The 19,674-nt window shown below is 73.7% G+C and carries 14 protein-coding genes and 1 pseudogene; 6 read left to right on the top strand and 9 right to left on the bottom strand.

The window, feature by feature from the left end; genetic code table 11:
* Positions 1 to 194 precede the first annotated feature (194 nt).
* Positions 195 to 524 (top strand): DUF6191 domain-containing protein, encoded by a 330-nt coding sequence (locus tag OG435_RS06565; RefSeq protein ID WP_266875857.1) that lies wholly within the window; start codon positions 195 to 197, stop codon positions 522 to 524.
* On the opposite strand, the gene OG435_RS06560 is transcribed toward OG435_RS06565, so the two are convergent.
* The 5 genes from OG435_RS06560 to OG435_RS06540 all read right to left on the bottom strand — a co-directional run bounded on the left by OG435_RS06560 (position 521) and on the right by OG435_RS06540 (position 5,883).
* Positions 521 to 1,198, bottom strand: a complete 678-nt coding sequence (locus OG435_RS06560) for a hypothetical protein (RefSeq protein WP_266875856.1) — start codon at positions 1,196 to 1,198, stop codon at positions 521 to 523. The genes OG435_RS06565 and OG435_RS06560 overlap by 4 nt on opposite strands.
* On the bottom strand, positions 1,195 to 2,817 hold the full coding sequence (locus OG435_RS06555) for a serine/threonine-protein kinase (RefSeq protein ID WP_266875855.1): 1,623 nt from the start codon (positions 2,815 to 2,817) through the stop codon (positions 1,195 to 1,197). Before OG435_RS06555 ends, OG435_RS06560 begins: the two co-directional genes overlap by 4 nt.
* A 121-nt stretch (positions 2,818 to 2,938) precedes the next feature.
* Positions 2,939 to 4,195, bottom strand: coding sequence for a Tm-1-like ATP-binding domain-containing protein (locus OG435_RS06550; protein WP_266875854.1), 1,257 nt, complete (start codon positions 4,193 to 4,195; stop codon positions 2,939 to 2,941).
* A gap of 48 nt (positions 4,196 to 4,243) precedes the next feature.
* Complete coding sequence (locus tag OG435_RS06545) at positions 4,244 to 4,720, bottom strand: NUDIX domain-containing protein (protein ID WP_266875853.1); 477 nt, start codon at positions 4,718 to 4,720, stop codon at positions 4,244 to 4,246.
* 113 nt (positions 4,721 to 4,833) lie between these two features.
* Positions 4,834 to 5,883, bottom strand: a complete 1,050-nt coding sequence (locus OG435_RS06540) for a cation diffusion facilitator family transporter (protein WP_266875852.1) — start codon at positions 5,881 to 5,883, stop codon at positions 4,834 to 4,836.
* A gap of 169 nt (positions 5,884 to 6,052) precedes the next feature.
* Between OG435_RS06540 and OG435_RS06535 the strand changes: the two genes are divergently transcribed.
* Genes OG435_RS06535 through OG435_RS06525 form a run of 3 tightly spaced genes read left to right on the top strand, consistent with a single transcriptional unit; the run spans position 6,053 to position 10,022 of the window.
* Positions 6,053 to 8,401, top strand: coding sequence for an FHA domain-containing protein (locus OG435_RS06535; RefSeq protein WP_266875851.1), 2,349 nt, complete (start codon positions 6,053 to 6,055; stop codon positions 8,399 to 8,401).
* Between the two features lie 5 nt (positions 8,402 to 8,406).
* Complete coding sequence (locus OG435_RS06530) at positions 8,407 to 9,033, top strand: hypothetical protein (protein WP_266875850.1); 627 nt, start codon at positions 8,407 to 8,409, stop codon at positions 9,031 to 9,033.
* Positions 9,033 to 10,022, top strand: a complete 990-nt coding sequence (locus OG435_RS06525; RefSeq protein ID WP_266875849.1) for a serine/threonine-protein kinase — start codon at positions 9,033 to 9,035, stop codon at positions 10,020 to 10,022. The genes OG435_RS06530 and OG435_RS06525 overlap by 1 nt, the downstream gene beginning before the upstream one ends.
* Positions 10,023 to 10,053: 31 nt before the next feature.
* Here OG435_RS06525 and OG435_RS06520 read toward each other — a convergent pair whose 3' ends face one another.
* Together OG435_RS06520 and OG435_RS06515 are read right to left on the bottom strand one after the other, a co-directional pair.
* Entirely contained in the window at positions 10,054 to 10,440 is a 387-nt protein-coding gene (locus OG435_RS06520) for a hypothetical protein (RefSeq protein WP_266875848.1), read from the bottom strand.
* A gap of 158 nt (positions 10,441 to 10,598) precedes the next feature.
* Complete coding sequence (locus tag OG435_RS06515; RefSeq protein ID WP_266875847.1) at positions 10,599 to 11,894, bottom strand: streptophobe family protein; 1,296 nt, start codon at positions 11,892 to 11,894, stop codon at positions 10,599 to 10,601.
* 395 nt (positions 11,895 to 12,289) lie between these two features.
* On the opposite strand from OG435_RS06515, the pseudogene OG435_RS06510 reads away from it, so the two are divergent.
* Positions 12,290 to 13,534: pseudogene (locus tag OG435_RS06510) on the top strand (DUF6777 domain-containing protein); the annotation flags it as partial.
* Between the two features lie 522 nt (positions 13,535 to 14,056).
* On the opposite strand, the gene OG435_RS06500 reads toward OG435_RS06510, so the two are convergent.
* Positions 14,057 to 14,980, bottom strand: coding sequence for a C40 family peptidase (locus OG435_RS06500; protein ID WP_266875846.1), 924 nt, complete (start codon positions 14,978 to 14,980; stop codon positions 14,057 to 14,059).
* 29 nt (positions 14,981 to 15,009) lie between these two features.
* Positions 15,010 to 16,065: an SPFH domain-containing protein gene (locus tag OG435_RS06495; RefSeq protein ID WP_266875845.1), complete on the bottom strand. Its 1,056-nt coding sequence runs from the start codon at positions 16,063 to 16,065 to the stop codon at positions 15,010 to 15,012.
* Positions 16,066 to 17,380: 1,315 nt separating this feature from the next.
* Here OG435_RS06495 and OG435_RS06490 point away from each other — a divergent pair.
* A complete protein-coding gene (locus tag OG435_RS06490) occupies positions 17,381 to 19,630 on the top strand; it encodes a SpoIIE family protein phosphatase (protein ID WP_430625589.1) in 2,250 nt (749 codons plus the stop codon).
* Positions 19,631 to 19,674 lie beyond the last annotated feature (44 nt).

Below are 19,674 nucleotides of genomic sequence, written 5' to 3'. Positions count from 1 at the left end.
CAGGGGCGGGGGTGGCGGCGCCTCGGCCGCACGGCCACGATCGCCCCGGCCGGAAGGACCGGTCGGCGGGTCCGGGCCGTTGGCCGAAAGGAGGACCGGGGCAGCGGGTGTCTTGCCGATCGGGCCGGATCAGGGCGCGGTGCCAGGCGCCGCGAGCCCGGCCCGATCGGCAAGACACCCGCTAGGGTCGGGGCATGGCCTTCGTCGTCTTCATGACCCTCCCGGGGCTCGCGCTGCTGCTCACGGCCATCGCCTTCCTCGACCTCACGCTGGAGCGCGCGGGCCGCGCCGGACTGCTGCCCTGGCGCTGGAACGGCCGCAAGGGACAGATGTCCTCGACCGGCTTCGAGCAACTGCACGCCAGCTTCTCGCCGGGCAAGCAGAACGAGCTCAAGGAGCGGCAGAGCGCGCTGATCATGCGCGACGACGAGGAGGACGGCGCCCCGCCCCGCTCCCGCGTGGACCTCGACGGCGGGCTCGCGGTGATCCGGCTGCCGGCTCCCGGATCCCGCTGGACGGCCTAGGGGCGGCAGCGGTACGTGAACTCCGCCGCGGCCGTGCGCCGTACGGGGGAGACGAGCTGGAGCTCGGCCTTCGCGGGGTAGGTGCCCGCGCCCTGGAAGGTCCACAGCAGGTGCAGCCGGGCCTCCTTTCGGCCGCTCGGCACCCGCTCGCTGAGCTGCTCCGAGCGCGTGCCGTCACTGCGCAGCCAACGGTACGTGAGCACTCCCGGCCGCCCGTTGGTCCGTACGACGGCCACCACGTCGGCGGTCCCGTCGCAGCCGGGCCCCTTGGCGCCGGCGGCCTCGGTGGACACCGTCACGTCCCCGACCTCCAAGGCCGGGCCGTAGCGCTGCCAGCCCAGGTAGCAGAGGACCCCGATCAGCACCACGGCGGCCAGGGTGTAGCGCCGCCACTCGCTCCGCCGTCGGGCAGCCGGGGCGGGGTACAGGGGGAACGGCGCGGGGAGCGCGGCCGTCACCCCCGGTCCGAAGCGCAGGACCGAACCCTCGACCCGGTCCGGCACGGCTCCGACCGGTACCTCGAACCGTGCGGTGGGGCCGGTCCGTTCGGTCGTGCCGCCCAGGCCGAGCCGTTCGGTCCGCTCTGTGCCCTGGGGCGGTCCGGTGATCCAGTGGCTGCCGAGCACGGTGGCGCTGTAGTCGTCGTCGCCCTGCGGGGCGTGGGGATCGCTCATGCCGGCTTGCACCCCCGGATGTAGATGCTCTGGACGGAACTCTGGTTGGCCGCGGCCGGCTTGGTGGTCGCGCGGACGCTCCAGTAGCAGCCGGCGCCCTGCGCGAAGGTGTGCGCGAGGGTCCGCGTGCCGGGGCTCCCGGCCCCGAACTCGATGCTCTGGCTCCCGTCGGGGACGGTCAGCGCGCCCTTGGTGTCACCGGTGAACCACTCGACGACCAGGGTGTACGGGCCCGCGCCGTCGCTGTCGACGGAGAAGGCGGCCTCGGTGGTGCCCGGCCCCGTCTGCCGGAAGGAGGTGACGTTCACCGCGGAGATCCTGACCGACGGGGACGACGTCGGCGTGGGGGTCGGGGACGGGGTCGGCGACTTGGTCACCGTCCAGGTCGGCTTCGGCGTCGGAGTCGGGGTGAGGGTCGGCGTGGGCATCGTGTAGCTCGGACTCGGGCTCGCCGACGGCGATGCGGACGGTGCCGGCGTCGGCGTCGGCGTCGGCGTCGGTGAAGCGGACGGGCTGGGGCCGGGCGCCGGACTGCCCGGGCCCGGCGCCGACGCGCTCGACGTCGCGAACGCGTTGAGCGCCATCGCGCCGCCCGGCTCCGAGCCCACCGCCTGGTAGCCGAGTACGGCCACCAGCCCGAGCACGAGCGCCGCTCCCGCCGCGAGCAGCCCGCGCCCGCCCGGGGCCCAGCCCGGGGGCGGCGGCAGGACCGTGGTGGCCAGGGCGGTGGTGCCCTGCGCCGGGACGCCCGCGGAGGGGAACAGCAGGGGCAGCAGGGCCGCCAGGGCGGCGAGCTTGCGCTGTCCGCGTTCCTCCCACTGGGGCCCGTACGCCGCCAGGGCCAGTGCCTCCAGTTCCGCGACGAACGCCTCGGCGTTCTCCGGCCGTTGTTCGGGGGCCTTCGCCAGTCCACGCCGGATCAGCGGGCGCACCGGCTCGGGCGCCTCGGTCTCGGGGACCGGGGCCTCGATGTGCTGGACGGCGAGCTCGGCGAAGTTCTGCCCGTCGTAGGGCTTGCGGCCGGTCAGGCACTCGAAGAAGGTCGCCGTCGCCGCGTACACGTCGGCCTCGGGCGACGCGGGCCGGCCCTGCCACTGCTCCGGGGCCATGTACGCGGGGGTGCCCGCCGCCCCGGGCGTGGTGCCCAGGGGCGTGGCGATCCCGAAGTCCACCAGTTTGGAGGTCCCGTCGGCCGCGACCAGGACGTTCGCCGGTTTGTAGTCCCGGTGGACCACACCGGCCCGGTGGGCATCGGCCAGGCCCAGCAGGGAGCCCTTCAGCAGCACCAGAGCCGCCTCCGTTCCCGTCCGTCCGCACTGCTTCAGCAGGGCGTTCAGCGGGATGCCGTCCACGAGCTCCATGACGATCGCGGCGCCGCCGGGCGCCTCGACGTACTCGTACAGCCCGACCACGTAAGGAGAACCCAGGACACCGAGCAGTTGGGCCTCCGCCCGGAACTCCCGGACGAAGACCGGGTTCTCGAGCATCCGGTCGTTCAGGTACTTCACCGCGACGGCCGTGCCTGTGCCCTCGTGGACCGCGAGGACGACGCGGCCGCTGGCGCCCGAACCGAGCTCGCGGACCTCCGAGTAACCGGGAACCGACCACACGCCGTTCATGCCTTCCCCCTTGCCGTGGCGTGACCGCGCCCCGGAGCCGGTCGTTCCATGGACCGGCCATCACCTGGGACACATTTCCGCCACGGCCGGTTCCCCGTCGGGGACACCTCCGCGCCGGGGATCAGGCAGCCGCGGCCCGTGCTCCGATCATGGAGTGCAGCCGGTCGGCCGCCGCCCGGCCGAAGGCCGGATCGTTGATGTGGGTGTCGTAGTCGTGGATCCGGGTGGCACTGCCCCGCAGCCCTTCGCGCAGCGCCGAGAACAGCGCCCCGTCGGCTTCGGGGTCGTGGTAGGGCCCGCCGGGGGCGCCGAGCGTGGACAGCCCGCGCAGGGGCACGCAGACGGCCGTGGGGCCGGTGGCCGTACGGAGTTTGGCGGCGACCCGGCGGCCGAGCTCGGCGCACTCGGCCCCGGTCGTACGGATCACCGTGATCGAGGGATTGTGGACGCGGACCCGGCGGTAGCGGACCCGTTCGGGCAGGCTCTCCATCGGGCCGAACTTCACCATGTCCAGCGCCCCCAGGCTCACCACCTGCGGGATCCCGGCCCGCCCGGCGGCGCTGAGCCGGTCGGGCCCGGCGGTCAGGATGCCGCCGCACAGGTCGTCGGCGAGTTCGCTGAGCGTGAGGTCGAGGACGCCCGCGAAGATCCCCTGGCCGGCCAGGGTCTCCAGGGTCCGGCCGCCGGTGCCGCTGACGTGGAAGACCAGCACCTCGTAGCCCAGCTCGGTCAGCCGTTCCCGGGCCGCGTCCACGCCGATCGTGGTCACGCCCGCCATGCTCGCCGCGATCAGCGGCCGGGGCCCCGAGCCCAGCCGGGCCGGCCGGTGCAGCTCCAGGGCGGCGCGCGCGTAGGCCTCGGCCATCCCGGAGACGGCCGCGACGGCATTGGCCAGGACCGGCGCGGAGATGCTGTTGATCCCCGCGATGTCCACGACGCTGTACATCATGGTGATGTCCGCGGATCCGACGTACGGGGCCACGTCCCCGGACGCCATGGAGGAGACCATCACCTTCGGGACGCCGAGCGGCAGGGCGCGCATCGCCCGGGTGGCGATGGAGGTCCCGCCGCTGCCGCCGATCGCGAGCACCCCGTGCAGCCGGCCTTCGGCGTGCAGGCGTAAGAGGGTCGCTTCCGCGCCCCGGGCCATCGTGGTCACGGCCGCACCCCGGTCGGCGGCCGCACGCAGTTCGGACAGTTCCGTTCCCGCATACCGCGCCACCGCTTCGCGCGGTATGTCGGCGGGCACCCGGGGCTCGTTCATGATTCCTGTGTCGACCGTGATCACTTCGACGCCGGCGCGCAGCAGCCTCTCGCGCAGCCAGCCGTACTCCACACCCTTGGTGTCCAGGGTTCCCACCAGCACGACGTTCGTCATACGTGCAATGTCCATGCAGATGGGGTTTGTTGGCAAGTAAAGGTCAGGTCAACCCTCGTTCGCCAGAACCTCCAACAGCCTTTCGATGAACGGGATCTGAGCCACCACCAGCTTGGTTCTGGCCACCTCGGGAGCGAACCACTCCACCCGGTCCAGCTCGGGGAACTCCTCCGTCCGCCCGGACTTGGGCGGCCACTCCATGGTGAAGGTGCCGTACACCGCGAGGGTCGGATCCAGGTCCGCGCGCACCGCCCAGATGGTCACCAGCTTCCCGCTGATCATCCGGACCTCGCCCAGCGGCAGGTAGGGACCCTCCGGCGGCGGCAGTCCGATCTCCTCCTCGAACTCCCGCCGGGCCGCGTCGCGCGGGGCCTCCTCGGGCCCGTACTCGCCCTTCGGGATGGCCCAGGCGCCCGCGTCCCGGTGCTCCCAGAGCGGGCCGCCCATATGGCCGAGCAGGACCTCCACCCCGGCCCCGGGGTGCTGGCGGAACAGGAGCAGTCCGGCGCTGCGCTTGGTGGTCATGGGCCCATCCCTACCCCGTCCGGGCGCGGCTCAGGCGGGGGTCGTACGGCGGCCCGGACGGCGGCTCCGGCGGCGGTTCGTACGGCGGCTCGTACGGCCGCCCGGACGGCCGGTCAGTGGTCGTGCGGACCCTGGCGGTGGACCGGGCCGTGGGCGTCCGAGCAGTGCGTGTCGGCCCGGTCCTCGCCGTGGCGGCCGACGGTGAGGAAGGAGTCCTGGGCGTGGTCCACCTGGAGCGTGGTGTGCGTGATCCCGTACTCCTTGGCCAGTAGCGCCTCCAGGTCCCGGCGCACGGCGTGGCAGTCGCCCTCCGGGGCGACCAGCACGTGCGCGGACAGGGCGGCCTGCCCGGAGGTGATGGTCCAGATGTGCAGGTCGTGGACCTCGGTGACCGGCGGCTGCCCCACCAGCCGGTCGCCGACCGTGTCCGGGTCCACGTGCGCCGGGGCGGCCTCCAGGAGGATCCGTCCGGACTCGCGGACCAGTCCGTTGCCCGCCTTGACCATCAGGACGACCACGACGAGCGAGGCGATCGAGTCGGCCTGCCGGAAGCCGGTGGTGAGCACGATGAGGCCGGCGACGGCGGTGCCGATGAAGGCGAACAGGTCGTTGAGGATGTGCTGGTAGGCGCCCTCGACGGCCAGGGAGGTGCGGTTCGCCTTCGAGATGCACCAGGCCGCCACGATGTTGACGACGATGCCCGCCAGCGCCGTCACCAGCACCAGCCCGCCCTCCACGGGCGGCGGATCGAGCAGCCGCCGTACGGCCTCGTACGCCAGCCAGACCGCGAGCAGCAGCAGGGTGAGGCCGTTGGCCTGGGCGGAGAGTATCTCCGCACGCTTGAGGCCGTACGTGAAACCACCGCGGGCCGGCCGGGCGGCCAGTCGCATCGCGATCAGCGCGAGGACGATCGAGACGGCGTCCGTCAGCATGTGCGCGGCGTCGGAGATCAGGGCCAGCGAGTGCGCCAGGACGCCGATGACCACCTCGACGGCCATGAAGCCGGCGATCAGGCCGAGGGCGATGCCGAGCCAGCGCCGGTCCGCGTCGGCGGCGACGCCGTGGCTGTGACCCGCGTGACCGTGCCCGTGACCGTCGGGGCCTTCGTGACCCTCGTGGCCGGCGGTGCCGTGGTCGTGCGGCGCGTGATCGTGCGCACTCATGGTGTCCCCCGTGAGTCGTGGCGAATCGCTTGCGCGTTCTGCTTCGCCTGAAGTGAAGCGCACCTCGAGGAGATGGGCAAAGGCTGCAACGGGGACCGTTGTCATTACCCATAAGCCCGCGCTGACCTGCGGTTATGCCGGGTGCTCCGGATCGTGGGAAAATCGGCCCATGGCCCAGCGCCCCGGTGTGCCGACCGCGCCAGAGCTCCTGCTGGAAACGGACAGGGGTTCCACCGCGATGAGCCCGCGCCGGACGTACCACGTCGGCCGGGACCCCCTCTGCGAGATCTGCCTCGACGACGCCCGCGTCTCCTGGCACCACGCGATCCTGCGTCCGGACGGCGACCACTGGACGCTGGAGGACGAGGACAGCACCAACGGAACGTGGGTCGACGGCCACCGCGTCCACGAGTGGGCGGTCGGCGTCGGCAGCGAGCTGCGCTTCGGCAGCGCCGCCGACGGACCGCGCGTCCGCTTCGCCGAACCCGCCGTCACATCCCGGCCCTCCTCGGTCTCCCGCCCGGACCGGACCAGCACCTTCCGGCAGCCGACCTCGATCCGCCCGCTGGCCGACCGGGCCGCAGTCCGCATCGGCCGCGCCCCCGACAACGAGCTCGTCATCGACGACCTCGTCGTCTCCCGCCACCACGCCGAACTGCGCGCCCGCCCCGGCGGCGGGTACCAGATCGTGGACCTCGGTAGCCACAACGGCACCTACCTCAACGGTGCCCGCCTCACCGGGGCCGCCACCATCGGCGAGGGCGACATCGTCGGCATCGGCCACTCCGCCTTCTGCCTGGTCGGCGACCAGTTGCAGGAGTACGTGGACACCGGCCAGGTCTCCCTCGACGTCCAGGATCTGCGCGTGGCCGTCGACAACGGCCGCAAGACCCTCCTCGACGGCGTCTCCTTCCCCGTCGGCGCCACCTCCCTGCTCGCGGTGGTGGGCCCCAGCGGCGCCGGCAAGTCCACCCTGCTCGGCGCGCTGACCGGCCTGCGCCCGGCCGACCACGGCACCGTCTTCTACGACGGCCGCGACCTCTACCGGGACTACGCCGAACTGCGCAGCCGCATCGGCCTCGTCCCGCAGGACGACATCCTGCACGCCCAGCTCACCGTGCGCCGAGCCCTCGCCTACGCCGCCGAGCTGCGCTTCCCGCAGGACACCGCCAAGGCCGAACGCGAGGCCCGGGTCGACGAGGTGATCGGCGAACTCGGCCTCCAGCAGCGCGCCGACCAGCCCATCCACAGCCTCTCCGGCGGCCAGCGCAAACGGGTCTCCGTCGCCCTGGAACTGCTGACCAAGCCCTCCCTGCTCTTCCTGGACGAACCCACCTCCGGACTCGACCCGGGCATGGACCGCTCGGTGATGAACATGCTGCGCGACCTCGCCGACGACGGCCGCACGGTCATCGTCGTCACCCACAGCGTGCTCAACCTGAGCGTCTGCGACCGCCTCCTGGTCCTCGCGCCCGGCGGCCGCATCGCCTACTACGGGCCCCCGGACGAGGCGCTCGGCTTCTTCGGCTTCGACCAGTGGCCCGAGGCCTTCGAAGCCTTCGAGAACGAGCGAGAGCGCGACTGGGCCGGGGAGCACCGGGCCTCGCCGCTGCACCGGCGCTACGTGGACGTCGCCGGCCGGGTCCCGGCCGAGGGAACCGCGGAATGGGCCGCGGGCATCGCGCCGAAGCCGCCGCCCAAGGCGCAGAGCTGGGGTTCGCAGCTCTCCACCCTGATCCGCCGGTACGCCGCCGTGCTCAGCGCCGACCGCACCTTCCTGATCATCATGGTCGCCCTGCCGTTCGTCATGGGGGCCATGGCCCGCGCGCTGGCGGGCAGTGAACTCGGCCCGGAGACGGCGCTCAACGCCCTGTTCATCCTGTGCGTGGGCGGCGTCCTGACCGGAGCCGCCAACGCCGTCCGCGAATTGGTCAAGGAACGCGTCATCTACCAGCGCGAACGCGCCGTGGGGCTCTCCAGGTCGGCCTACCTGATGTCCAAAGTGGTGGTCCTCGGTGCCATCACCGTCGCCCAGGCGGTGGTCCTCACCCTTGTCGGCCTCGCCGGGGTCAAGACCAACGCCCCCGGCGGCAAGGGCCTCTTCCTGCCCCCGCTGATCGAGATCACCTTCGTGGTCGCCCTGCTGTCCGTGACCGCCATGGTGCTCGGGCTGCTGATCTCCGCCCTGGTGACTAAGGAAGAGGTCACCATGCCGCTGCTGGTCCTGCTCACCATCGTGCAGGTCGTCTTCTGCGGCTCCCTGCTGAAACTCACCGGGGTCCCCGTCATCGAACAGTTCGCCTGGTTCGTGCCGGCCCGCTGGGCCATGGGCGCGATGGCGGCCACCATCGACCTCGGCGCCATCGTGCCCGGCAAGATCACCCAGGACCCGATGTTCGACCACGAGCCCCGCTTGTGGCTCATGGAGGTGGCGGCGCTCGCCGGCCTGGCCGTGCTGTTCATCGTCCTGGTGGGCCGCGTGCTGCGCCGCCACGAGCCGGCCATCATGCGGAAGTAGCCGCGATGACGAGCCCCGGCCAAGCCGCGGAATTCCGGCCCACCCACATCGTGCCGCAGGACGGACTTCCCGCCTGGGAGACCCCGGACCTGACCCGCCCGACGGTGCCGCTCGACGCCTTCCTCCCCGTACGGCTGCTGTCCCGGCGCGGGGAATGGGGGGAGATCCTGTGCGCCAACGGATGGTCCGCCTGGGTGGACGGACGCCTGCTGCTCGCCGTGCCGCAGCCCCCGCCGACCGGCGGGCGCCCGCTGACCCGCGTCGAGGACCCGCAGCCGCTGCTCACCCGGTGCGCCGAGGAACTGGAGCGCTACCGGCGGGCCGTCACCGACCTCGCGGCAGGCCGGCTCGACCCCGAATCCTTCCGGCGGTCCCTGCGGGGACTGCGCGTCGGCGTCGTCGTCGACGGGGAGTCCGTATGGCTCTACGACGAGACGGCGGGACGGTGGATGTACGGGGACGGGAGCCGTCTGGCCACCTACGCGGTCGTCGCGGGACCCGGTGCCCCGGCCGCGCCGCAGACACCGCCGCAGGAAGCGGACACCGAGGGCGGTGGCGACGTACGAGATGTTCCGCATGTTCCGCACGAACCCACGAAGATCGTGGAGCTGCCCGGGACCGAGGCGCGCTGATGGGCTCCGATCCGGCCGCGGAGCCGTTCCGCGGCCGTGAATCCGACCTCCGGGGCCGGCGGATCGCCGGATACGTGGTGGAGGCCGAGATCGGGCGCGGGGGAATGGCGGTCGTCTACCGCGCGCACGACGTACGGCTGGACCGGACCGTCGCGCTGAAGCTGCTCGCGCCCGAACTGGCCCGCAACGACGTCTTCCGCCGGCGGTTCGCGCACGAGTCGAAGGTCGCTGCGGCCATCGACCATCCGCACATCGTGCCCGTCTTCGAGGCGGGGGAGACCGACGGCATGCTGTACATCGCCATGCGCTACGTGGCCGGACAGGACCTGCGGGCCATGCTGGACCGGACGGGCCCGCTGCCGGTGGACGCGGCGGCCCGGATCGCCGGCCAGGTCGCCTCGGCCCTGGACGCGGCGCACGCCCACGACCTGGTGCACCGGGACGTGAAGCCCGGCAACATCCTGGTCGCGGGCGGCACCGACAGCGACCACCCCGAGCACGTCTACCTGACGGACTTCGGGCTGACGAAGAAGTCGCTGTCGCTGACCGGGTTCACGAGCGTCGGGCAGTTCGTCGGGACCCTGGACTACGTGGCGCCCGAGCAGATCGCCGGGAAGCCGGTCGACGGCCGGTGCGACGTCTACAGCCTGGCGTGCGTGGTCTACGAAACCCTGGCCGGCGGCCCGCCGTTCCGGCGCGACGACGACATGGCACTGCTCTGGGCCCACCAGTACGATCCGCCCCCGGCGGTCTCCTCGCGGCGCGCAGGCCTCCCGCCGGGGGTGGACGAGGTGCTGGCACGGGCCCTGTCGAAGGCGCCCGAGGACCGGTGGGGGAGCTGCCTGGAGTTCACGGGGGCACTGCGCCGGGCGGGCGAGGGGGAGGGCGCGGGCCCCGGTGTGGCGGCCTTCCTCCGCACGCCTGCCGCCCCGGCACCCCCCGACGGGCCGCCGCCGCCACCGCCGAGGTGGGCGCTGCCGGTGTTCTAGGCCCCCGCGGGCGTTCTTGGGCCCCGGTGTTCTAGTCCTCTTCGGGGGAGGGCGCGCACACGACGTGGGCCGTGACCTCGGCGTGGGCGGCGGAGGCGTACCAGCCCCTGCGGCCGTCCTCGTCGACGACGGGGTGCGAGGCCAGGACGGTGTGCCGGAGCGTGCCGTCGCGGCCGTGGTCCCAGTGGGTGGTGGAGTACCCGCCGGACTGCACGGCCGTGCCGCGCGGACAGAACACCCTGCTGACGGACACGGCCTGGGCGGAGGCGTCCTTGCGGCCGGTGATGCCGGAGAGGTGGCGGGCGCCGGGGCCGGTCGCCTGGGTGGGGAGGGCGGTGGAGAGGGTCAGGGCGAGCGCGGAGAGGGCGATCAGGCCTGCGGCGTGGAGCGGCCGGAACAGGCCTTTGGTCATGTTCACGGAGACGAGCGTGTCATGCGGAAACGATCCCCCGATGAGCCGATTTGCGACTGTTCACTCGAACGGCGCAACGGGTGGTCGGGGTGGCCGGGTCGGTCCGGGTGGCCAGGCCGGTCGAGGTGGGAGGCGGGGGTGGCCTGCCGGGAACGGCGGAGGGGTCAGCGGGTGGTGGGAGCTTCGGTCCGGCGGGCGGGTTCGTCGCGGCGCCGCCGGGGGAGCAGGGCGCCGAGGAAGCCCGCGACCGCGCCGGCGAGGAAGGCGAACCCGACCGTACGCCAGAGCAGCGGGCGCAGCTCCACGTCGCCGCCGAGGTCGCTCGCGTCGCCGATGCCCAGCAGGGAGAGGCCGAACTGGGCCTGGATCCGGGCCAGCAGGCACACCACCAGGGTGCCCAGGGCGAGGGCCACGGCCAGGTGGAGCGCGTGCTGCCAGGGGCGGACGTGCGCCGGGGAGCGGGTGGCGGCCAGCGCGCCGGCGCCGAGCAGCAGGACGACGGCCAGCACCACGAGCCACCACGCCCGGGAGTCCCGCTCCGCGAGCGAAGCCACGTCGATGGTGGACAGGTCCGGTGCGGAGCCCTGACCGGTGGCGCGCAGCACCTCGTCCAGGACCTTCGGTACGGGCAGCCCGAACGGCCCTTCGGCCCTGCCCTCCCAGGCCCCGCCGAAGCCGAGGGTCAGGGCGGGCCAGACCAGGTTGGGCAGGCCCAGCAGGATCACCGCCAGGGTGCGGTCCGCATGCCCCTGGGTGGCCGCCACCACCAGGCCGGCACCGATCCCGATGACCACGTACGCGAGGAGCAGCGCGACCACGGCGAACGCCGCCGGGCGCACCGCCGCGTGGAAGCGGACCAGCCCGGCCGGGAGCGGCGCGCGCCGGGAGACGAGGAGCGAGATCAGCGACAGGCCCAGGATCCACAGCAGTCCGAAGCCGAGGCTGGCGGGGATCGCGGCCTCGAAGCCCACCGTCGGGGCGGCGTCGAGGACTTCGCCGATGTCGCCGATGTCGCCGAGGACCGAATCGCCCGTGGAGACCGCGAAGTTCTGGCGGGACAGCAGGGCGACACCGGTCAGCGCCGCCAGCCAGAGGATCACCAAGGGCGCGGCGCGGGCGAGGAGTTCGCGGGCCCCGGCCACGGCCCGGTTGTGCAGGGGGCGCAGGAAGAGCCAGCCGACGGTCAGCGCGCCGGCCAGGCTGACGGAGAGGGGGAGCAGGGACAGGCTCGCGTCGGCATCCGCGAGGAAGCCGGCCCCGCCGGTCACGTCGACCGAGCCGCCCGCGGCCATCAGTACGACGGCGGCCACCACGTGCGGGAAGGCGCCGCCGGGCAGATCGCCGGCGCCGGCCAGGGCGAGCCCCACGGCGGCCACCACGGCCATCACCACGAAGCCCGCGAGAACCGCGACGAGGGCGTCGCGCCAGGCTCGCGCGACCGGTGCCGTTGTAGGGCTCACCCTGCCACCGTAGGCAGCTCGGCTTGCGTCCACCACCCGGACGGCGCACACAATGGTCGCCAGGAGTGCATGAAATCCGGAGATTTCCGCTGATGACCCGCGGAAGTTCCATAACGGAACGTCCACGGAGCAGCGCACGCGGCACCCGCGGCGTGCGCAACGAACGCAACGCTGACCGCGCACGCAACGCGAACCACGCACGCAACCCACACCACGCACACAGGGTCCGCAGCGGAACGTCCACAGGGGACCGGAACCCCTCCGCCTGGGAAGAAGAGCCCGTGACCACTCAACCCTCCGGCCAGCAGCCGCCGTGGCCGACACAGCCGTCACAGCCGCCCTCGCAGCCGCCGTCGTCTTCGTCCGGGCGCCCCACGGGACCTCCCTCCGGGCCCCTGTCCGGGGGCCGGGAGGGGCCCCCGCCACCGCCGCCTCCGGCCCCTCCCGGAGGATCCGGGAGCGGGGTGCCCCCCGGGCCCCCCGAACCCCCGCACAAGGCCTGGTGGCGCTCCGTTCCCCGGCTCGCCACCACGATCGTCGCCCTCGCCGCCGCCGTGACCCTGGCCGTCGTACTGACCAGGCCCAGCGGCGGCGGTGGTACCACCACCTCCGCGGGCAACGAGGTCTTCCTGCAGCCCGCGGCGGCCTCCGGGCCCGACCCCTTCACCGAGTCCACCGCTGCCAAGCAGGCCACGCCGCCGCCCGAGAGCCCGCCGCCCCCGCCGCCCTCGACGCCGGAGAAGAAGCCGGAGAAGAAGCCGGAGACGAAGCCCGAGACGAAGCCCGAGACGAAGCCCGAGACGAAGCCCGAATCGAAGCCCGCGCCGAAGCCCCCGCCGGCCACGGCGACCGCGGCCACCCGCAGTGTCAGCGGAGCCTCGCCCGAGCTGTACGGGGGCACGCCGGCCGTGCCCGCCTGTGACGTGGAGAAGCAGATCCGGGTGCTCTCGGCGGAGCCCGGCAAGAACGCCGCCTTCGCCTCGTCGCTCGGCATCGCGCCGACGGCCGTGCCGGGGTACCTGCGCTCCCTCACCCCGGTCCAGCTCCGGGTGGACACCCGGGTCACCAACCACGGTTACGTGGACGGCCGCTCCACCACTTACCAGTCCGTGCTCCAGACCGGGACCGCCGTCCTCGTGGACGACCGGGGCGTACCGCGCGTGCGGTGCGCCTGCGGGAACCCGCTCGGGCCGCCGGTGGCGCTGAAGGCCAACCCGAAGCGGTTCGGTCAGCCCTGGACCTCGTACCAGCCCTCGCAGGTCGTGGCCATCGCACCGTCCGTGACCGTCGTGAACAAGTTCGTGATCTACGACTACCACGACAGCCGCTGGTTCGAGCGCGACCGGGGCGACCACCACGGCCTCCACGACCGTCCGATCCCGCCGCCGGTGATCCCGACCCCGATCTTCACGACCCACCCGCCGTCGCCGACGTTCACGTCGCCGTCGCCGACCTTCACTTCGCCGTCCCCGACGGTCACCTCCCCCTCCCCGACGGTGACTTCCCCGTCGCCGACGCTGACCTCGCCGTCCCCGTCGGTGTCCCCCTCCGAGTCCCCGTCCGAGTCTCCCTCCACCTCTCCGTCGACGTCGCCTTCGGAGTCACCGTCGGTCTCGCCCTCGGAGTCGGCCTCGGCATTGGCCTCGAAGTCGGCTTCCGAGTCACCGTCACCGTCCCTGTCCACGTCACCTTCGGAGTCACCGTCGGTGTCGCCCTCGGAGTCGGTTTCGGCATCGGTGACCGGGTCGAAGTCCCCCTCGGAGTCACCGTCCGTGTCGCCCACCCCGTCGCCCTCGAAGAGCGCGGTGGCGCCGTCGCCCTCGCGGAGCTCGGCGGAACCGAAGCCGACGCCCCCGCCCAGGACCTCTTCGGCGGCGCCTCCGCCGCCCCCGGTAACCTCGGTCCGGCCCCCGCCGCCCAAGCCGACGCCCCCGCCGCAGGTGTCGCCGAAGCCCGAGCTGCCGCCTCCGCCTCCGCCGCCCAAGCCGACGCCCCCGCCGCGGCCCTCACCGATCGGGCCCGGAGACGGTAACGAGCAGGGTTCCGACGCAGGCCAGGACGGAGGTAGCGGCAACCAGTAGGACCCCGCCCGACATGAAGACCTCCCCGAGGGCCGATGGCCCTCGGGGAGGTCTGGTGCCGCTGTGGTGCGCAGGCGGCTGCTAGCGGACGCGCCCGTACAGGTTCGGGTTGTACGCGCTGAAGCTGGAGACGCGGACCTGCTTGCCCGGGCGGGGGGCCTCTATGTATGTGCCGCCACCGAGGTAGATGGCGACGTGGTGGATGCCCGAGACGCTGCCGTTCGAGGTCCAGAACACCAGGTCTCCGCGGCGCAGTTCGGAGCGGGAGATCGGGGTGGTGGCCCGGTACTGGTCCGAAGCCACGCGGGGGAGGCCGATGCCCGCGGAGCGGTACGCGGCCTGGACCAGACCCGAGCAGTCCCAGCCGCGGGGGCCGTTGCCGCCCCAGACGTACGGGTCACCGAGGTGGCGGTTGGCGAAGGAGATGGCACCCTCCGTTCCCTGCCGGATGGGCGTGCCGGAGGAACCCGAGGAACCCGAGGAACCCGAGGAGCCGGACGAGCCCGAGGAGGAGCCGGATCCGGAGCCCGATCCGGATCCGCCGGCGAAGCGCTGGTACTTGTCCTTGTGCTGGGTCCAGCGCCACCAGCCGGTGCCGTCCTTGTACCAGTACACGCGGTCCGTGGCGTCCCAGCCCGCGCGGCCGCGGAAGGTCGGCTCGGTGGTGCGTACGGAGGACGACGAGGAGGACGAGGACGACGAGGTCCCGGCGGAGGAACGGCCGCTGTTCGCCACGTACTTGCTGTAGTGCTGGGTCCAGCGCCACCAGCCGGTCGCGTCCTTGTACCAGTACTTCGATCCGTCCCAGCCTGCGTGTGCCGGTGCGGGCTCGGCGGACGCGGTGCCCACCCCGGTGCCCATCAGCAGCGTCGCGCCGACGGCCGCGACCACGGCGCCGCGCAGGGTGCAGCGGCGGCGGGCCGCGGTGGCCGTCATGGCCGTCGTGGCGCAGCCGGTGCAGTCACAACTGTCGGGTATTTCTTCGGTGAACTCGGGCGTGCGCATGCATGATTCCTTATCCATCGGGGGTGTTTTCAGCGGGCGTCGGCGGCAGGGCCGCGCGCCGTGTAGAAGGCCACGGTCAAGTCCTTGACCAGGGCCTTGCGTTCGTAGTCGTCCAGGCTCACGAGCCCGCGGTCCGACATCCGGTGCACGGTGTCGTCGACGGCGTCGAGCACGGAGGTGAGGACGGAGTCCCGGTGCCGGGCGTCGATCGAGGCGACCCGGCGGCGCTGCATCGCCGCGGCGACCTCGGGGGCGTACTCGACGTGCAGCGGCCGGGCGGAGAAGACTTCGACGCCGACGGCCTTGCACTCGGCGGCGAGCAGCCGGGTCAGCTCGTCGCCGACGGCCTCGGTGTCGCGCAGAGTGCCCGGGCCGTCCGGTCCGTCAGGCTCCGGGTCGAAGGAGTCGGCGGGCATCCGGGAGAGCACCCGTGCGGTCGTGGACTCCACCTGTCCGCGCAGGTACGCGGTGTGGTCGTCGACCGACAGGAGTGCGCGGGCGGTGTCCCTGACCCGCCAGACGACGAGGACCACGGATCGCAGCGCGGTGCCCTCGGAGTCGACGACGCGGAGCGGCTCGCTGCGCCAGTGGCGCAGCCGCACGTCGACGCGGGTGTGCCGGGGTACGGGGTTGGACCAGATCAGGCCGGTACGCCGGATCGTGCCGCGGTAGCGGCCGAACAGGGTCAGCGACCAGGCCTGACCGGCGCGGCCGCGCCGCAGTCCGCCGAGCGCGGCGAGCGTGAGGAGCGCGCAGCACACGACGGCGGCCAGGGGCCAGGCTTCGGCGGGGGAGGTGGCGGGCCGGAGCTCCTCGAACCGGGCGAGGGCGGCGGCGCCGCCCGTGGTGAGCGCGGCGGCGAGCAGCGCCCACCAGCCGGAACAGGCCCGCGCGGAGTGTTCGGTGAGCTCGGGGTCGAGGACGGCGGGCAGGGTCCGGGGCTGGGCCGGTACCGCAGCCGTGTCCGGATGGGCGGGCCGGGGTATCGCCGCGCGGACGGCGGCCTGCCGAAGGGCGCCCGGCTCCGCGGCCGGCCCGCCGGCCCGACGGGGCCCGCCCGGGCCGCCGACGGCGTCCGCTGCCACCCGGGCCCCGACCGCTTCCTCGTCGCGAAAGAGGGGACCAAGAACCAGCGGATCCCGGTACGACCGCACCACCAGACCCCCACGCCCGGCACGAGCCCCGGGCCCGGAGCCGACCTCAGACGCGGCCCCGGAGCTGGATCCGCTCCCGGGGCCGAGGCCTGACCCCGGCCCGGGCCCGAGCCTTGAGCCCGGGCCGGAGCCGGAGGCAAAGCTCGAGCTGGACTCGGAGGCCGAGCCGACCCGAGACGCGGACCTGGAGCTGGATCCGGGTCCGGAGCCCGAGCCCGAGCCCGAGCCCGAGCCGAGGCCGGGGCCAGAGCCGGGGCCGGGGCCGGGGCCTGAGTCGACCTCAGGGGCAGATCCGGAGCCGAGGCGCGAGCCAAACCCGGAGCCGAGGGCGGAGCCGGGTCCTGACCCCGATCCGGACCCGAGGCCCGAGACCGAGACCGAGCCGTCGCCGGGGCCAGATCCGGAGCCGAGAGCGGGGCCGGGGCCGGACCCAGGGCCCAAGCCCCGGCCCGAGTCGATCTCAGACCCGGATCCGCACCCGGGCCCGGTGTCTGAGCCCCGGCCCGAGTCGACCGCAGACTCGGATCCGGAGCGCAAGCCGGACCCTGGGCCGGACCCGGTTCCGGACATGGGGCCGGGGCCCGAGCGCTGGTCGGCGGCCGTTTCGTCGGGTGTGCCGGTGTCGAGGTGCGCGGAGCCGGTGGGCGGGGCGGATATCCGGCCGGGGGTCCGGGCCCCTTCCGCCGTCTGATTCGACGCCTCTCCCTCTGCCCTTTCCTCCGCTCCCTCCGCCCCTCCCTCCGGTATTCCGGCCGGTTCTCCGGTCCTCTTCGGCGCTTGCGACAAGCCACACCCCACACAGCCGTGGGCGTCAACGACCCCGTGCCGGGGGGTTGCTGACGCCAGCAAAGATGATCATGAACGGATCGATCTTCGCGAAATCGTACAAGTCGCCCATTAGGCCAAAGTCATGACAGGCCGGGACTTTGGTCCTTTTTCGGCCCGGTTTTCGGCACCCCGAGGGGCCGCTAGCGCACGCGGGCCGGCGGGGTCCGGCCGACACGCCGGATCCGTCCTTCGCGTACCGCGAACCCGCGCTCCGTCCGCCTACCGCCCCGGCAGGGACCCGCGCTCCGTCCGCGTACCCCCTCGGCAGGGGGTCCGCGCCCCGTCCCGTACCCCACCCCGAAGGGGGCCCGCGCCCCGTCCCGTACCTCCCCGGCAGAGGTCCCGCACCCCACCCCGTCCCGCTGGGCAGGGCCCCCGCGGACCGGCGCGGACCGTGCAGGAGTGAGACCCTGAAGGTGTGGCCGAATGGGGAGTGACCCCCCAGGTCGAGTGGCCTGCCCGGACGGACACGAGCCTCGCGCTCAACCACATGGGCACCTTCGACTGGGACCTCGACAGCGGGCAGATGTTTCTGGACACCACCGCCCTCGGGGTCTTCGACCTGCGCCCCGAGGAGTTCACGGGCACCCCCGCAGGCCTGCGCGTGCGCCTGGCGCCCGGCGAGGAAGCCCGGCTCGACGCCCGCATCGCGCAGGCGCTGAAGGCCGGCCGCAGCCACTACGGGGCCTACGTGCGCAGCCGCGACCGGGACGGGGCTCCGGGCTGGACCCATGTCCAGGGCCGCGTCCTGCGGGACCCGCACGGGCGTCCGTACCGGATCATCGGGATCGTCCGCGACGCCGTCCACGACCCCGGCGAGCCCGGCGCGGCCGGTGAGCGCGACGAGGGCCGGCGCCGCATGACGGGGGTCATCGAGCGGACCACGGCGATCCTCGCGCACGCCCGCACCGTCAACGACGTCACCGACGTCCTCAAGGACCCCGAGGCCCTCGGCCACCTCGGCGCGGTCAGCGTCATGCTCGGCGTGGTCGACGGCGGCCGGATCCACCTGGTCGCGGAGGGGCAGATCGGGGCGTACGTACCGGAGACCGAGTACACGCGGATCGACGCACCCCTGCCGATGAGCGAGGCGGTACGGACCCTGCGGCCGGTGTACCTCGGCTCGCGCGAGGAGTTCCAGCACCGCTACCCGGAGCTGTGGCCGTACATCGAGCCGCTGGCCGTCCGCAGCGGGGTCTACCTCCCGCTGATCGCCCAGGGCCGGGCCGTCGGCGCGCTCGGACTGCTCTATACGAGGGAGGGCGACTTCAACGCTGAGGAGAGCAACGTACTGATGGCGCTGGGCAGCGGCATCGCGCAGAGCCTCCAGCGGGCCATCCTCTTCGAGCAGGAGCACGACCTCGCCGAGGGCCTCCAGAAGGCCATGCTGCCGCGCCGGATCCCGGCGGTGGCGGGTGCGGTGATCGCCGTGCGGTACCGGGCCGCCCGGATGGGGCGGGACATCGGCGGCGACTGGTACGACGTGGTCCCGCTGGGCGAGGGCCGGGTCGGCGTGATGATCGGCGACGTGGAGGGCCACGACACGGACGCCGCCGCCGTCATGGGCCAGCTGCGCATCGCGCTGCGCGCGTACATCGCCGAGGGCCACACCCCCGGCGCTGCCATGGCGCGGGCCTCGGCCTTCCTGCGGGACCTGGAGACGGAACGCTTCGCCACGTGCACGTACGCCGACATCGACCTCACCAGCGGCATGGCCCGGCTGGTCCGCGCCGGGCACCTCGACCCCGTGGTGCGGCGCGGAGACGGCAGTTGCCACCGGGTGCAGGTGGCGGGCGGGCTGCCGCTGGGGCTCGCGGCGGCGGAGCGGGCGGGCGGTCCGGGCGGGGCCGGTGGGGGTGGCGCCGGTGACCCGGGTGCTTCCGGCGCCGGCGGTACGGGGTACCCCGTCACCAGCCTCGAACTGCACCCCGGGGACACCCTGCTGCTGTGCACGGACGGGCTGACCGAACGGCCCGGCGCGGATCCCGACACGGGGGTGCGCGAGCTCATGGAGGCCGTCCGGGACGGGCCCGCGGACGTGGTGGAACTCGCCGACGTGCTGTGCGACCTGGTCGGGGACTCGGGCGGCGGCGACGACATGGCCCTGCTGCTGCTGCGCCGGCGCGGCACCCCGCTCCCGCGCGGCGGCGGCCCGCTGCGACACCGCCTGACCCCGGGGGACCCGGACGCCCCGGCGATGGCCCGCCACCTGATCCGGGCGGCCGCCGCGGCGTGGGGCGCCCGGGACCGGGCCGACGAGATCGAGCTGGCGGCGGACGAGCTGATGACCAACGCGCTGGTCCACACGGACGGCGCCGACGGGGTCAGCATGCGGCTGACCCCGGAGGGCCGGATCCGGATCGAGGTGGAGGACACCAGCAGCGACCTGCCGCGGCGGCGGGAGGCCGACGACTGGGCGGTGTCGGGGCGCGGCCTGATGCTGGTGGACCGGCTCGCGGACGCCTGGGGCGTGGAGCCGCGGGGCGGCGGGAAGTGCGTGTGGTGCGAGTTCGCCGTCCAGGATCCCGCCCTCCGGGCCCCGGCCCCGGCTCCGGCCGCGGCTCCGGCCCTGGCTCCGGCCCCGGCTCGGGCCTCGGCTCCGGCTCGGGCCCCGGCCCCGGCTCCGGCCACGGCCGCGGCTCCGGCCCCGGAGCCTGGTGCCGGGTAGGCGCGGGTCTGCCGGGGCGGGTGGCTGGAGCGGGAGCGTACGGC

It is taken from the genome of Streptomyces sp. NBC_01264 (assembly GCF_026340675.1).
Lineage (GTDB): Bacteria > Actinomycetota > Actinomycetes > Streptomycetales > Streptomycetaceae > Streptomyces.
The sequence above is the reverse complement of the archived record's forward strand: the minus strand, read 5'-3'. Positions and strand labels throughout refer to the sequence as shown.